The organism is Pseudomonas sp. LBUM1640 (genome assembly GCF_059716225.1).
Genome location: NZ_CP166816.1, coordinates 6,839,316 through 6,854,450 on the forward strand (window position 1 = coordinate 6,839,316; position 15,135 = coordinate 6,854,450).

Sequence of the window (15,135 nt, forward strand, 5' to 3'; positions counted from 1 at the left end):
TTATTTCCAACGATGGACCTGCTCATGAATGCGCTGACTCTGCCGGATATCGCCGCGCAGGCTTCACGCCAAGCCTTGCCGCTCGACTGGGTAGGCATGTGCGGCATCGCCTTGCCCATCCTCATCGACGGCCAACGCCTGACTGCAACCGCCGATGCGGGCGTGAGCCTGGACGACGGCGAGGCCCGTGGCATTCATATGTCGCGCCTGTACCTGGCCCTGGAGATGCTCGACCAGCAGCTTCTTACGCCTGCACTTCTGCGTAATGTACTGCAGCATTTTCTCGAGAGTCATGAAGGTTTATCTAAGAACGCCTACTTGCGTATTCGCACCGATTTGCTGCTCAAACGCCCGGCGCTGGTCAGCCCATTAGCCGGCTGGAAAGGCTACCCGGTGTGCATCGAAGCACGTCTGGAACACCAGATGTTCCACGTGGAACTAAAAATTGACGTTACTTACTCCTCAACCTGCCCGTGTTCAGCCGCGCTCGCCAGGCAGTTGATTCAGCAGCAATTTCTGGAAGATTTCGGCAACACGCCGTTGCAGCATGAAGACGTGCTGACCTGGCTCGGCAGCGCCAACGGCATTGTCGCCACGCCCCACAGCCAGCGCAGCAGCGCACAGCTGTCCATCCAGCTGGACGCCAACCAGCCCACCTTTCCGCTCACCGACCTGATCGACGACGTCGAGGCCGCCCTCGGCACCGCCGTGCAAACAGCGGTGAAACGTGCGGACGAACAGGCCTTCGCCCTGGCCAACGGGCAGAACCTGATGTTCTGCGAAGACGCCGCTCGCCGCCTCAACCTCGCCTTGAAACGCTCGGATGCCGTCAAAGCCTTCCACCTGAAAGTGATCCACGCCGAAAGCCTGCACGCGCACGATGCCGTGGCTGAAAGCCGCTGGACGAGAGACTCTGCATGATCACCTGTAACGCTTTGCGTTGGGGCGCACCGGGGCAACCGCTCACCCCAGCGCTGGATTTGAAGTTGGAAAAAGGCAGCCTTACCGGCATCATCGGCGCCAACGGCACCGGCAAAAGCAGCCTGCTCAAAGTGATCGCCGGCTTGCAAAAACCGCTGGCGGGCAAGGTCAGCGTGGAGGTTCCACGCCGCGGTGGCCTGTCGTTCCTGCCCCAGCAGCAACACCTGGACCGCCAGTTTCCGATCAGCCTGCAAGCGTTAGTCGCCGCCGGTTTCTGGGGCACCCAGCTCACCCCGCCACAACGCAGCGAACGCCTACAGGCAGTCCTGGAGGATTGGTGCCTCAGTGGCCTGGAACACCGTCCGCTGATGGCCTTGTCCGGCGGCGAACTGCAACGCGCCCTGCTCGCCCGCATGAGTTTGGCCGAAGCGCCCGTGTTGTTGCTCGACGAACCCCACGCCGCCCTCGACGAAGATGGCCAGGCGCTGTGCTGGAAACACATCCACGCCTGGCACGACCAAGGCCGTACGATTATCGTCGTGTGTCATGACCTGGCTTCCGTGCGCCACCACACCCAGCACGTGGTGCAGGTCAAAAGCACCGGCTGTGTATTCGGCCCCAGTAAAGAGCTGATCCGCCCGCAACCTCACATGCAGGTGGCCTGATGCACTTCGCCGCCCACTTGTGGATGCCGTTCCTCGACTTCGTCTTCATGCGCCGCGCACTCATTGGCGGGCTGGTGCTCGCGTGCAGCACCGCGCCACTGGGCGTGTTCCTGATCCTGCGGCGCATGAGCTTGATCGGCGATGCCGTGGCCCACGGCATCCTGCCCGGTGCCGCCCTGGGCTTCTGGTTTGCCGGGCTCAGCCTGCCCGCGCTGACCATCGGCGGCCTCGGCGCCGGGCTGAGCATGGCCGGTTTATCCGCGTGGATCACCCGCCGCACTGGCCTGCGTGAAGACGCCAGCCTCGCTGCCATTTACCCCATTTCCCTCGCCGCAGGTGTGCTGATCCTCGGCATCGCCGGCAAACGCCTGGACCTGCTGCACCTGCTGTTCGGCTCTGCCCTGGCGGTGGATGAAACCACCCTCACTGGCATGCTCTGGGTTTCCAGTTTCAGCTTGATCGCCATGGCGCTGATCTACAAACCGCTGCTGCTGGACACCCTCGACCCGCTGTTCCTGCAAACCGTCAGCCGCCTCGGCCCGCTCGCTCATGGGTTGTTCCTGACCTTGGTGGTGCTGAATCTGGTGATCGGCTTTCAGGCGATTGGCGCGTTGATGGTGGTGGGTTTGATGATGTTGCCGGCGATTGCTTCACGGTTCTGGAGCCGGCGCCTGCCGGTGTTGATCGCGGTATCGGCGGTGCTGGGATGCCTGTCGGTGTGGTTCGGTTTACTGCTGTCGTTCTACTACTCGCTGCCCAGCGGCCCGGCCATCGTGCTGGTGGCTGGCGGTGGGTACTTGCTGTCCGTGGTCTTCGGTCCGGTGCACGGCTTGCTGCGCCGCCCGCCTTTGCTTACATCCCAATGAGGTGTTTCCCGATGCGCGCTCTACTCGTGCTGTTCAGCCTGCTGCTGCCGTTGTCGATGGCCCAGGCCGCCGACAAACTCCAAGTGGTTACCAGCTTCAGTATTCTCGATGACATCACCCACCAGATCGGTGGCGACCACATCCAGATCAGCAACATGGTTGGCCCGGACGCCGACGCCCATACCTACGAACCTACCCCGGACGACGCCAAGGCGCTGCTCAAGGCCAAGCTCATCATCAAGAACGGCCTGGGCTTCGAGCCTTGGTTGGACCGCCTGGTGACCAGCACCGAAACCAAAGCCACCGTAGTCACCGCCAGCAAAGGCGTGATCTCCCACACGATGGACGAAGACGGCGAAACCATTCCCGACCCGCACGCCTGGCATAACCTGGCCAACGCCGAAATCTATGTGAACAACATCACTAAGGCGCTGGTGGCAGCCGACCCGGCCAACAAGGCTGACTATCTACGCAACAGCCAAACCTACCTGAAAGAAATCTACCGCCTGCTGGCCGAAGCCAAGACCAAGTTCGGCGCGCTGCCACCGGGCAACCGTCGCATCGTTACCTCCCATGACGCCTTCGGTTACCTCGGCCAGGCCTACGGCATTCAGTTCCTCGCGCCACAAGGCTTGTCGACTGAACGCGAACCGTCGGCCGCCGAAGTCGCTGCACTGATCACTCAGATCCGCAAAGACAAGGTCAAAGCCGTGTTTATGGAAAACATCAAGGACTCTCGCCTGCTCAAGCAGATTGCTGACGAAAGCGGCGCGCAGATCGGCGGCACGCTGTACTCCGACGCCCTCGCCGCCGAAGGCCCGGCCAGCACCTTCACCGGGCTGTTCGAATACAACCTCAACACCCTGTGCGCTGCCCTGAGCAAGCCATGACCCTGAGCATGCTCGACCTGGAAGAGGCTGCCATCGGCAGCCGCTTTCCACTCGAACCGGTGCTCGACGCCCTGCCATGGAACAGCGATGGCCTGATTGCAGCCATCGCCCAGCAACACGGCAGCGGCGAGGTGTTGATGCTGGCCTGGATGAACCGCCAGGCCCTCACCGAAACCCTGGCCACCGGGCACGTCTGCTACTGGTCGCGCTCGCGCCGGCAGTTGTGGCGCAAAGGTGAAAGCTCCGGCCACTGGCAACAGCTGGTCGAAGCGCGGCTGGATTGCGACGGCGACGCGGTGCTGCTGATCGTCGACCAGCAAGGCCCCGCCTGCCATACCGGCCGACCCACCTGCTTCTACAACGCCATCGACGGCGCCTACGTTCATATAATCACTTCGCCCCTTAAAAAGGAGCCCGCTGCATGATCCGCAAGAACCCTTCCGGCGATCTGCCGGTGATTGCCGAATCGGCCTACGTCGATAAAACCGCGATCATCTGCGGCAAGGTCATCATCGGTGAGAACGTGTTCGTCGGCCCTTACGCCGTGATCCGCGCCGACGAAGTCAACGCCAACGGCGACATGGACCCGATCACCATCGGCGCCAATTCGAACATCCAGGACGGCGTAGTCATCCACTCCAAATCCGGGGCGGCGGTGAACATCGGCGAGTTCACGTCCATCGCTCACCGCTCCATCGTCCATGGCCCGTGTACCGTCGGCGACCGCGTGTTTATCGGCTTCAACAGCGTGCTGTTCAACTGCGTCGTCGGCGATGGCTGCGTGGTAAGGCACAACTCGGTGGTCGATGGCCGCGACCTGCCCGCCGCCTTCTATGTGCCCTCCACCACCCGCATCGGGCCCAACACCGACTTGTCGCAATTCCCGCCGGTGAGCGTCAGCGCCTCGGAGTTTTCCGAAGACGTGGCGCGCACCAACGTCGACCTGGTGCGCGGTTACAAAGCCCTGCAAAACGAGTTCTGAACCATGAGCCGCCTGCTGATTCGCAATGCCCGCCTGGTGAATGAAGGCCAGGAATTCGACGCTGATGTACTGGTCGCCAATGGCCGTATCGAGAAGATCGCCGCCAGCCTCGAAGGCTACAACGAACCGGTGGAAATTGACGCGCAAGGTGAGTGGCTGCTGCCGGGGATGATTGATGACCAAGTGCACTTTCGCGAACCTGGCGCACCCGACAAGGGCAGCTTCTACAGCGAGTCCCGCGCGGCGGTGGCCGGCGGCATCACCAGCTTCATGGACATGCCCAACACCCGCCCTGCCACCCTTAACCTGGAAGCCCTGGCCGATAAAAAGCGCCGCGCCGCGTTGCACTCGGTGGCCAACTACGGCTTTCACTTTGGCGTGAGCAACGACAACCTCGACACCGTCGCCGCCCTCGACCCGCGCGAAGTGGCTGGCGTCAAAGTGTTCATGGGCGCCTCCACCGGCAATATGCTGGTGGACGACCCACGGATTCTGGAGCGGCTGTTTGCCGAGGTGCCAACCATCCTGCTGGCTCACTGCGAACACACACCGAGCATCCTGGCCAACGAACAACGATTGCATGAGCGCTTTGGCGACAACATCCCCGCCGTCGCCCACCCGCTGATTCGCGATGCCGAAGCCTGCTATCGCTCATCGTCGTTTGCGGTGGAACTGGCCAAGCGTCACGGTACGCGACTGCACGTGTTACACCTGACCAGCGCCCGCGAGTTGGCGTTGTTCGAGGACAAACCACTGGCTGAAAAACGCATCACCGCTGAGGTCTGCCTGCACCATTTACTGTTCGATGACCGCGACTATCATCGCCTTGGCCATCAGATCAAATGCAACCCGGCGATCAAGACCCGCGCCGACCGCGACGCGCTGCGCCTGGCCTTGCTGAGTGATCGTCTGGATGTGATTGGCAGTGATCATGCGCCGCATACCTGGGCGCAAAAACAGTTGGGCTATCGCGAAGCGCCGTCAGGCCTGCCGCTGGTGCAGCACGCGTTGCCGGCGTTGTTAGAGTTGGTGATCGACGGGCATTTGCCGCTGACCACACTGGTGGCGAAAACCAGTCATCGTGTGGCCGACTTGTTCGCCATCCCGGACCGAGGCTATCTGCGCGAAGGCTATTGGGCCGACCTGGTGCTGATCAAGCCCGAGCCCGAAGGCAAGCCCGTCAGCAGCCAGCCGATCCTCGCGCGCTGCGGCTGGACGCCCTTCGCCGAGCGCAGCTTTCGCCACAGCGTCAGTACCACGCTGGTGTCCGGCCACCTGGCTTGGCACAACGGCCAGGTGGTCGACAGTTGCCAGGGGTTGCCCCTGCATTTTCTGCGTTAAGCGCGGGGTTTGACCGTACCGCAATCATTGCCCAGCCACTGGGCGTGAGTGTCCAGGCTGCCCTTTTGCTGGATGCCGGTGGCATTGAAGGTGCCGTTGACGGTGGTGGTAAATTGCTGCTGGCTCTGGAAAGTCGCAACGCCGGTGCCTTGGGCTTTCGGGCAACTGAAACGGAATTTCCACTGGTTGCCGGTCTTGTCGGTCACTTCCTGTTTGCAGCCCGACTGCGGGTCGGTGAGGGGAATAGAGTCCGACGCGACTTGAGCGGGCGTCAGGCAAACCTGCACGCCTTTGCCGGCCATGGTGATGCCCTGTTTTTCGAGCATGGCGCGCTGTTCAGGCGTCATCTGTTGTTTCAGCTGGCCGAGGATCAGCGACAGATCCGGCAGGTCCTGGTTATCGACTTTCATATTGCTGGTGGTCAATTCCCACAAACCCGGCGCCAACATCTGCGCCTGAGCCGCCACGGGCAGCGACAATCCAACAACCATGGCCAAACCAAGCAGACGAGCATTCATCGGGTAACTCCTGGGTAATTGTGGGCGTTAGACGCCGCAAAGGTGTCAGTGTTGCACGGCAAATAAAATAGCGACATTCGCCACGGTTCATGGTCTGTTAGGCACTTGATTGCCTGGAGTTAAGTCGTTCATGGATTTTTTTGGCCCGCACCTGCTCGCCTACTTCATCGCCACGCTGCACTTTCTCGGGACGCTGGCCGCGATCCACGCGGTGCTGACTGTCAGGACCGCCCAAGGCTCGATTGCCTGGGCCTTGTCGCTGATGTTCATGCCTTACCTGACGCTGATTCCCTACCTGATCTTCGGCCGTAGCACCTTCGACGCCTACATCCAGGCACGTCGCCAGGCCAACCAGGAAATGCACACCGCCATCACCGAGCTGAACTGGCGCCCTTGGGTCGAAGAAGCCCTGGCCGCGCGCAACTCCAGCGCCTATGGCTCGCTGCGCGCCATGCCCAAACTGGGGCGCATGCCGTGCCTGGCCAACAATGAGGTGCGCTTGCTGATCAATGGCGACGCCACCTTCAGTGCGATCTTCGAGGCGATTCGCAACGCCAAAACCGCCGTGCTCTTCCAGTTTTTCATCATTCATGACGACGAGCTTGGCAGGCAGTTGCATGCCTTGCTGAAGGAAAAAGCTGCCGAAGGCGTAGACATTCACGTGCTCTACGACCGAATCGGCAGCCACGCCCTGCCCCACCGTTACGTGCAGTCGCTGCGCGACGCCGGGGTCAAAGTCAAAGCGTTCGCCACGCGCAGCGGCTGGCTCAATCGCTTCCAGGTCAATTTCCGTAACCACCGCAAGATCGTGGTGGTGGACGGCATCACCGGGTTTGTCGGCGGGCATAACGTCGGTGATGAATATCTGGGCAAAAAGCCGCCGCTGGCGCCGTGGCGCGATACCCATGTACAGGTCACCGGCCCGGTGGTGGCCTGCCTGCAGGAATCGTTTGCCGAAGATTGGTTCTGGGCCGCCCGCGAACTGCCACCGCTGATCCTGCCGGACGCCTACCCCGAAGACGGCGTGCTCTGCCAATTGCTCGCCAGCGGCCCGGCCGACCCGTACGAAACCTGCTCGCTGTTTTTCGTCGAGGCCATCCATGCGGCGACGGAGCGCGTGTGGATCACCAGCCCGTATTTCGTGCCCGATGAAGCGGTGTTCGCTGCCTTGCGCCTGGCGGTTTTGCGCGGCGTGGATGTGCGCCTGCTGCTGCCGTCGCGGCCCGACCACCGCATTGTGTACGCCGCCTCCAGCCTCTACGCCATCGAAGCGGTGCGCGCCGGGGTGCGGGTGTTCCGCTATAAGCCCGGCTTTCTGCATCAGAAAGTGGTGTTGGTAGACAGTGAAATCAGCGCCATCGGCAGTGCGAATATGGACAACCGTTCGTTCCGGCTGAATTTTGAAGTGATGTTGCTGACAGTGGATGAGGCGTTTGCCAGCCAGGTGGAGCAGATGCTGCTGGCCGACTTCGCCCTGGCCCATGAAGTCAGCCAGGAAGAAAGCCGCGAGACCCGTCGCCTGCAACAACTGGGCATGCGGGTAGCACGTTTGATCTCACCAATTCTCTAACAAACAACGCAGAACAAATGTGGGAGCGGGCTTGCTCGCGAAGGCGGTGTGCCAGAGCCAAATAAGTTGGCTGATCCACCGCTTTCGCGAGCAAGCCCGCTCCCACATTTACATCTTCAGCGTTTTCATAACCGCGTTTCAGCGGTAAATATCTTCCCGCGTCCACGGCAGTTCATGGCTGCCATCGGCATGCGGTTTCACCGCCAATATCTGATGCAAGTTGATCCAACCGCGCGCAAACGCATACGCGCAACCGGCCAAATACAGCCGCCAGATGCGCAACGCTTGCTCCGGCACCATCTTGGCTGCCGCTTCCAGGTTGTCTTCCAGGCGTTCACTCCAATGGTCCAACGTGCGCGCGTAGTGCAGGCGCAGGCTTTCGACGTCGACCACTTCCAGCCCGACTTCGCTGATTTCCGCCGTCATCATCGCCAAGTGCGGCAGTTCGCCGTTGGGGAACACATAGCGCTCGATAAACTCGCCGGCGCCACGGCCCACTGGGCGGCCGTCGGTGTGTTTGGCGGTAATACCGTGGTTCATCACCAGGCCACCTTCACGCACCGCGCCAAACAGGGTTTTGCAGTACTGCGCCAAGTTGGCGTGGCCGACGTGTTCAAACATGCCCACGCTCACCACTTTGTCGAAGCGGCCGTCCTGAGGCAGGTCGCGGTAGTCGAGCAGTTGCAGGTCCACCTGGCCTTCCAGGCCCTCGGCTTTGACGCGTTCCCGGGCCAGCGCCAATTGCTCTTTGCTCAGGGTGATGCCAAACACTTTGACCCCGAACTCGCGCGCGGCAAAACGCGCCAGCCCGCCCCAACCACAGCCTACGTCGAGCAAATACTCGCCTGGCTGCAAACGCAACTTGCGGCACAGATGGCGGAATTTGTCTTGTTGGGCTTGGTCGATGGATTCGCTGCCGGTTTCAAAATAACCGCAGGAGTACGCCATGTCCTGGTCCAGCCATAGCTGGTAGAACTCGTTGGACAGGTCGTAATGGTAGGAAATGGCCGCTGCGTCAGTGGCCTTGTCGTGGATCGAGCGCACCGGACGACTCCCCTCGTCGTCTTCAATCAGGGCGTGACTCAGCTCGTCACATACCCGTATCACTTCGGTGATGGAGCCTTCCAGCTCCAATTTGCCTTCGATGAAGGCTTCGCCCAGTGAGTCGAGCGTTGGATGGGTCAGGCTGGAAACAACCGTGGGGTCCTTCACCACGATGGTCACACTGGGCTCGGGGCCCAAGTTGAATTCATGGCCGTCCCAGAGTCGCAGACGCAGCGGTAGCTTAAGATTCTGTAAGGCCGGTGGAAGTTGCGCGAGCATGAGTAATCCCCCCTTGTTTCAGACGTCTGGTGTGAGGGTAGACCATCCGAAGACAAAGTAGGAGGCTATCGATTTGATAGCGCTGATCTATAGGGCTCGACGCTCGAGCAAACCGTCTTGGATCCACTGTTTCAGCCACGTAACCGCTTGCAGCGCAGCACCCTCTCCATAAGTGACTACTAACTCTGCGCACAGTTCTGAAAAGTTCCAGCCAGTGGTCACCATTCCCGCCAACGCGCAAGCTTCGGCAGGCTCCAGGCTGCGGTAATGGCACAGGTTCTGGTGACGCCACACCAGGCAAATCTGCGCCAGTTCCAGTGCATGGCTGTCGGGGAAATCCGACTGATCCTTACTCGCGCGCCAGATCGCCACGCTGTTGAAATGGCACAGCACCTGCTGCACCGAAGGCACCAGGGTAACCTGCAAACCCGGCCAGTCTTCGGGTGCCAGTTGCGCCATGTCATTCAAGCTCAGCGGCTCACCCTGCGGCGCATCGAATGCGAGGGTAAAAGCCCACTCCAACCGCGCCAGCTCGGCCAGCGGCGCGCTCTGCTCAGCCACCAGATGTTCAACGAGAAAGGCCGGGAACCGCTCGCCCAGCCAACGCAGGCTGTAATGGGCAGACGGATAACGCCGCACATAGGCGTGCGTCAGTAACGCGAATTCATCGTCTCCCAGCCAATACCAGATGGCGCCGAAGTCGTGCCGCAACACTTCCTGCAGTCGGGAGACATAAGCGTTGTGATAAATCGCCAGGCCCGTGCCCACATCGAGCGTCGGCCCGCCCAACAAGGTGGCGGCAAAACCCGTATTGGCCACCGATATTTCGGATAACAGGTGCTGTTCAAAGGCCAGCTGCCAATCGATCAGGCGCATAACGCTCTCCTGGCCAACGCGTTGGCGCCCAGTTCACGGGCCTTGCTCAACTCGGTGAGCAGCTCTTCGAACGGCGGGAAGTGGTCATCACGCTCCAGCAGCGTCGATACCGGCCCCAACAGCTCCAGGGTTTGTTGATAAAGCGCCCACACCGGGTCGCACACCGGGTGGTCATGGGTGTCGACCACGTAGTCGCCGTAATCCATATGCCCCGCCAAATGCAGCTGGCGGATGCTTTCAGGCGGCAGGCTGCGGATAAACGTCCAGGCGTCGAACCCATGGTTACGCGAGCTGACATAGACGTTGTTAACGTCCAGCAACAGCTGGCAACCGGTGAGGTGCGCCAGGGCGTTGAGAAATTCCCATTCGGTGAATTCGTCGGCTTTGGAGCGAACGTAGCTGGAGACGTTTTCCAACACCAGCGGGCGCTGCAACACGTCCTGCACGTGGCGTACACGACCGGCCACGTGGTAGAGGCTTTCTTCGGTGTAGGGCAGCGGCAGCAAATCGTGCAGCTGGTGCGCACTGCCGCGGCTCCAGCACAGGTGATCGGAAATCCACGCAGGCTGAATACGCTCGGCAAGCTGTTTGATGTGTTTCAGGTAATCGGTATCGAGGGCATGCGGGCCACCGATGGACAGGGACACACCGTGCATCACCAAGGGATAGCGCTCGGCTATCGCGTCCAGGTAATACAAAGCTTTGCCGCCCTGCACCAGATAATTCTCGGAGATCACTTCAAACCAATCCACGGCTGGCGATTGTTCAAGGATCTGCTGGTAATACTCACTGCGTAAACCCAGGCCGTAACCCAGACTTGGAAGGGAAGTGGACATCAGACACTCCTGGGCAAAGTGTCCGCAGCGGTGGGGGGCATCCGCTGCGGGTGCACTGGGTTGCCGGTTATTCGCCGACGGTGCCACCTTTCTGATCGCACATGGCTTTGCTCATGGAGAGGAAGCCCTGGCCTTTGCAAGAACCCTGACCTTTGCACGCGTGGTCCTTGGTTTTGCAGTCGTTCTGGCCTTTGCAGGCGTTGACGCCATAGCAATGCACAGCGGTATCAGCTGCTTGAGCCTGGGTGACAACGCCAGCAAACATAGTGGCGGCGGCCATCGCGAGGGCGGCACCAGCAGCAGCGGATTTAATATTCATTTTTGTATACCTCATGATCGTTATGGGAGTCGGTCCAAACGGATTGTTCAGTCTCGACATACCACTAGAGTGAGGTCCCTTATCGGCGTTACAGCCGTGTGCAAATATTTCTAAAATTATTCGTCGAGCTTCAAAAGCGGCTCCTGAAAGCGCAGCAAACGCCCGGCGTTGCCCAGTACCAGCAAGGTGCTGAGGTTATGCAACACCGCTGCAATCATGGCGCCCGCCGCGCCCAGCCAGCCAAACGCCGCGAACACTACGATGGCCAGCGTCCAGCCTAAACCGATGATCACATTGACCTGCAACGTGTGCCGGCACTGGCGACTCAAGCGCACACAGGTGCCCAGGCGGCGCAGGTCGCTGCCGATCAACACCACATCCGCCGAGGCGAGTGCGATGTCCGCCCCGCCCGCCCCCATCGCCACGCCGACCACGCCCGCCTTGAGCGCCAGCGAGTCGTTGATGCCGTCACCCACCACCATCGGCCGGAAGCCGCTGCCGATTTCCCCCAGCACGCGGTTGAGCTTGTCTTCCGGCAGTGCCTGGGCTTCGACGTCGCTGATGCCCACGTCCAGCGCCAGGCTGTCCGCAACGCTTTGCCGGTCGCCAGTCAGTAACAGTTGGCGACCCAGGCCCAAGTCCCGTAGTTCTTGCAGTGCCTGACGCGCCTCAGGCTTGACGCTGTCGGCGAGTAACAGCCAGGCGAGGAATTGCCCGTCCAACGCCAGCCCGGCAATCGGGCCATCGTGGTCAGGCACCTCAGTGGTCACGATGCCCAATTGCTCGAACAACTCCGGGCGCCCCAAGGCCGCCTCGCCCTGCTCGGTTTGCGCTACAACACCCAGGCCCTGGCGTTCGCGAATATCCGTGAGCACCCGCATCTGTTCCTGCGTCGCCAACCCCGCCAACGCTCGGCTGACCGGGTGGCTGCTGGCCGAGCCGAGGCTGGCCGCCAGGTTCAGCAACGCTTGCCGATCCGGCGCCGTGGTGTCGATGGACTGCAAACGCAACGTGCCAAAGGTCAACGTACCGGTCTTGTCGACCACCAACGAGGTCAGGTCCGCCAGCTCTTCGAGGAACGCCGAGCTGCGAATCAAAATCCCGTGGCGCGCCGCCACCGCAATCCCGGCAATCGCCGTGGCCGGCGCCGACAGCACCAAGGCACACGGGCACGCTGCAACCAACACGGCCAACATCGCCTGGGCGTCATGGGTCACAAACCACGTCACCGCCGCCAGCAGCAACACCAGCACCATATAGCTGCCGGCGTAACGCTCCAGCAGCCGCGTGATCGGCGGCTTGGAACGCTCGGCGTTTTGCATCAGCGCAATGACTTTGCCCAACGTCGATTCATTACCCGTGCGCGTCACTTCAAGGCGCAGCAAGCCATCAAGGTTGATGGCGCCACCAAACACCTGCACACCGACGCTGGCTTCCAGCGGCACCGACTCACCGGTGATCGGCGCCGTGTCCAGGCTCGCCTGGCCCGACAGCACCACGCCATCGGCCGGCACGCGGTCGCCGGCGCGCACTTCAACGATATCGCCGGTGTTCAGCGTGCCGTTATCCACTTCCACGATGCTGCCGTCGGCCTGCACCAACCGCGCGTGGCTGCGGGTCAGTTTGCCCAGGGCATGAATCGCTTCCTGCGAGCCGATCACGCTGCGCTCTTCCAGTACATGGCCGAAAATCATGATGATCGGCAGCAACGCGGCGGTCAGCAGGTCGCCCGTGGCCCACGCGCCAATCATCGCCAGCGCGATCAATTGGTCGGTGATGCCATGCAGGCTCGGGTAACGCAGGCTGTACCAGGCCGAGCGCATCACCGGCACGGCCACCAGCAAGGAGGCGACGCCGAGCAGCAATTGGCTCACGCCGTTCTGGTCCGGCGCCAGCCAGCGCCACACCAAGCCCAATACCAGCAAGCCCAGCGCCAACATGGCCAGGGTCAGTTGCCGGGCAGCACTGCGCTGCTCGGCGGAGGTCAGCATAGGCGCGCTCATTGTTCGGCTCCCTGGATGATCAAACGGGAGTCGTCTTTAGGATCGACCGTGGTCACGGAACCGGCCTGGCCGAGAATCTTCGGCATACGCTCGCGGTACAGGCGCAGCAGCAAACCCGGGTCTTTGACCTGGGCCAAGCTTGCGACGGTGGCGGTTTGCGCCTGGGCATTGGCCAGGCGTTCACTGGCCTGGGCGTGGGCGACTTGCACCAGCCGGTCAGCCTCTTGGTTAGCACTTTGGGTGAGTTTTTCGGCCTCGGTGCGCGCATTCGCCACGGCTTTATCGGCCTGCTGGCTGGCCGTCAGCACGGCGTTGAACGCATTTACCGCGGGGCCCGGCAGGCTCGACTGCACGTCGACTCGGGTCACTTCGATGCCCAGCCCCAAACCGGTGGAGGCCAACGCCACCAGGCGCTTGTTGATGCCTTGCACCAGATCCCCGCGCAACCGCTCACGGCGCTCGGCGGCGCCGTTGTCGCTGCCGATCAGTTCAGGGCGCGCCACCAGAATAGTGTCCAGATCGCGCGCGGCCGCCAGGGCCACGGCGCTGCGCGTCACCAAGCGATCCAACGCCGGCAGCACGTGCTCGCCTTGCAGCACAAACGCGTAGGGTTCGGTGACCTTGTAGAACACCCGCACATCCAGCTGCACCACACCCGCATCGCCGGTCAGCAAGTAACCGGAACCTGCCAGCGCATCACTCAATGGCGTGGCAAAACTGGCCACGCGGTCGGCCTGAATCGCGGTATCAGAGCGCAACAGGTTCTCCACCCGGCGCTCAATCACCCGGTCGGCGGCCGGCAGCAATACCACCTGCTCGAACGGCTGCGGCCACGCCAGCAACAACCCGGCATTTTGAATTCGGTCGAGCGCGCCGAAGTGCAACACCACCGCACGGTTCTGCGGGTCGATCTGGCGCACATTGGAAAACGCCCAGGCCAACGCCGCCAACACCGTCACCGCGTACAGCGCCAGGAAGGTCAGGCGCCCGGCCTGGATCCACGGGCTGTCCGGGCTGTCACGCTCACTCATGGCTGAACATCCTTCGGCCCGTCCACCAGTGCGCGAAACGGCGCGGCATCGGTGCGCAGGATGATTTTGGTGCCCGGCGTGACCACCGTGCCCAAGGTGTCCAGCGAGCGCAGCAAGTTATACAGCTGCGGATTACCGGCGTAGGCACGGCCATAAATCTGCGCCGCCTCGACCCGCGACTGCGCCTCGATATCGGCGGCTTTCACGGTGGCGTCGGCCTGCACAATGCGCGCATCACGTTCGGCGGCGGAGCGAATCTGCGCCGCTTCACGCTTGCCCACGGCGGTGCGTTCGGTGGCGATGGTTTCACGCTCGGCGCGCATGCGGTCGACGGTGGCGGTGAGGGTCACCGACGGCAGGGTCAGGCGTTCAACGCCGACTTGCGCCACGCGCACGCCATAGGTAGTGAGCAATTGTTGATCAATCTGCTGGCGCAGCTGCGCCTCAAAGTCGGCGATGCGCACTTGGCTGGCGTCGGTGTTGATCAGGCTGGACAGGTCAAAGCTCGCCGCGGTGGTTTCCAGCGCCGAGCCGACGAAGGTGCGGATCTGCCGCGCCGCTTCATCCGGCTGGTTCTGCACCGCACGCATAAAGCGCTGCACGTTGTCGGCATCGCCCTGCACCTGCCACGCCACGTAGGCCTGCACGATGATCCGCAGGCCATCGCGGGTGCCCACATCCTGCAAACCGCTGGAGGTGGTGCGCAGGCGCAGGTCCACCGGGATCGCCGCTTCGAACGGCGCTGGCCAGCGCCAGCCCAGGCCCGGTTCCAGCAGCACCCGCGACGGGTTGCCGAACCGCGTAATCACCGTGGCTTCGCCGGAACGCACTTGCACCAGGCTGGCAGCCGCTACCGCAAACAGCACCAGCAACACCGCCCAGGCCATGCGCCGCCAAGGGAACGGGCCAGCGGCTTGCTCATCAGCGTGATGGTGATGGTGGTGGCCGTGATGATGACCGTGATCGTGAGAATGAGCGCTCAACAGACAGACTC

General features: G+C 62.0%; 16 protein-coding genes. 8 read left to right on the forward strand and 8 right to left on the reverse strand.

The genetic code is table 11. The annotated features are described in order from the left end of the window. Positions 1–24: 24 nt before the first annotated feature. The 7 genes from folE2 to ACA065_RS30555 are packed head-to-tail and all read left to right on the forward strand — an operon-like array spanning position 25 to position 5,665. Positions 25–921, forward strand: coding sequence for a GTP cyclohydrolase FolE2 (gene folE2, locus ACA065_RS30525; RefSeq protein WP_497692756.1), 897 nt, complete (start codon positions 25–27; stop codon positions 919–921). Further along, complete coding sequence (locus ACA065_RS30530) at positions 918–1,586, forward strand: metal ABC transporter ATP-binding protein (protein ID WP_497692757.1); 669 nt, start codon at positions 918–920, stop codon at positions 1,584–1,586. Before folE2 ends, ACA065_RS30530 begins: the two co-directional genes overlap by 4 nt. Then, a complete protein-coding gene (locus tag ACA065_RS30535) occupies positions 1,586–2,452 on the forward strand; it encodes a metal ABC transporter permease (RefSeq protein ID WP_497692758.1) in 867 nt (288 codons plus the stop codon). Before ACA065_RS30530 ends, ACA065_RS30535 begins: the two co-directional genes overlap by 1 nt. A gap of 11 nt (positions 2,453–2,463) precedes the next feature. After that, positions 2,464–3,342 (forward strand): metal ABC transporter substrate-binding protein, encoded by an 879-nt coding sequence (locus tag ACA065_RS30540; protein ID WP_497692759.1) that lies wholly within the window; start codon positions 2,464–2,466, stop codon positions 3,340–3,342. Further along, positions 3,339–3,767: a phosphoribosyl-AMP cyclohydrolase gene (gene hisI / locus ACA065_RS30545; protein WP_497692760.1), complete on the forward strand. Its 429-nt coding sequence runs from the start codon at positions 3,339–3,341 to the stop codon at positions 3,765–3,767. The genes ACA065_RS30540 and hisI overlap by 4 nt, the downstream gene beginning before the upstream one ends. Then, positions 3,764–4,324 (forward strand): gamma carbonic anhydrase family protein, encoded by a 561-nt coding sequence (locus tag ACA065_RS30550; protein WP_497692761.1) that lies wholly within the window; start codon positions 3,764–3,766, stop codon positions 4,322–4,324. The genes hisI and ACA065_RS30550 overlap by 4 nt, the downstream gene beginning before the upstream one ends. Before the next feature lie 3 nt (positions 4,325–4,327). Next, positions 4,328–5,665: a dihydroorotase gene (locus ACA065_RS30555; protein ID WP_497692762.1), complete on the forward strand. Its 1,338-nt coding sequence runs from the start codon at positions 4,328–4,330 to the stop codon at positions 5,663–5,665. Here the strand turns inward: ACA065_RS30555 and ACA065_RS30560 are convergent. Further along, positions 5,662–6,183 carry a DUF3617 domain-containing protein gene (locus tag ACA065_RS30560; RefSeq protein ID WP_497692763.1) on the reverse strand — a complete coding sequence of 174 codons (522 nt, stop codon included), beginning with the start codon at positions 6,181–6,183 and terminating at the stop codon, positions 5,662–5,664. The two genes, ACA065_RS30555 and ACA065_RS30560, sit on opposite strands and share 4 nt — an antisense overlap. A 130-nt stretch (positions 6,184–6,313) precedes the next feature. Here ACA065_RS30560 and cls point away from each other — a divergent pair, with 130 nt between their 5' ends. Continuing rightward, a complete protein-coding gene (cls, locus tag ACA065_RS30565) occupies positions 6,314–7,753 on the forward strand; it encodes a cardiolipin synthase (RefSeq protein WP_497692764.1) in 1,440 nt (479 codons plus the stop codon). Positions 7,754–7,891: 138 nt separating this feature from the next. Here cls and cfaB read toward each other — a convergent pair whose 3' ends face one another. The 7 genes from cfaB to hflC all read right to left on the reverse strand — a co-directional run bounded on the left by cfaB (position 7,892) and on the right by hflC (position 15,127). Continuing rightward, positions 7,892–9,076: a C17 cyclopropane fatty acid synthase CfaB gene (gene cfaB / locus ACA065_RS30570; protein ID WP_497692765.1), complete on the reverse strand. Its 1,185-nt coding sequence runs from the start codon at positions 9,074–9,076 to the stop codon at positions 7,892–7,894. Between the two features lie 87 nt (positions 9,077–9,163). Next, the gene (locus ACA065_RS30575; protein ID WP_497692766.1) at positions 9,164–9,952 is read right to left on the reverse strand and encodes an HvfC/BufC family peptide modification chaperone; all 789 of its coding nucleotides are present in this window, start codon (positions 9,950–9,952) and stop codon (positions 9,164–9,166) included. Beyond that, entirely contained in the window at positions 9,943–10,788 is an 846-nt protein-coding gene (gene bufB / locus ACA065_RS30580) for an MNIO family bufferin maturase (RefSeq protein ID WP_497692767.1), read from the reverse strand. Before bufB ends, ACA065_RS30575 begins: the two co-directional genes overlap by 10 nt. Positions 10,789–10,855: 67 nt before the next feature. Further along, complete coding sequence (gene bufA2 / locus ACA065_RS30585) at positions 10,856–11,107, reverse strand: BufA2 family periplasmic bufferin-type metallophore (protein ID WP_083356020.1); 252 nt, start codon at positions 11,105–11,107, stop codon at positions 10,856–10,858. 116 nt (positions 11,108–11,223) lie between these two features. Further along, on the reverse strand, positions 11,224–13,110 hold the full coding sequence (locus ACA065_RS30590) for a cation-translocating P-type ATPase (protein WP_497692768.1): 1,887 nt from the start codon (positions 13,108–13,110) through the stop codon (positions 11,224–11,226). Beyond that, the gene (hflK, locus tag ACA065_RS30595; protein WP_497692769.1) at positions 13,107–14,141 is read right to left on the reverse strand and encodes a protease modulator HflK; all 1,035 of its coding nucleotides are present in this window, start codon (positions 14,139–14,141) and stop codon (positions 13,107–13,109) included. The genes ACA065_RS30590 and hflK overlap by 4 nt, the downstream gene beginning before the upstream one ends. Beyond that, positions 14,138–15,127, reverse strand: coding sequence for a protease modulator HflC (gene hflC / locus ACA065_RS30600; RefSeq protein WP_497695444.1), 990 nt, complete (start codon positions 15,125–15,127; stop codon positions 14,138–14,140). Before hflC ends, hflK begins: the two co-directional genes overlap by 4 nt. Positions 15,128–15,135: the final 8 nt, after the last annotated feature.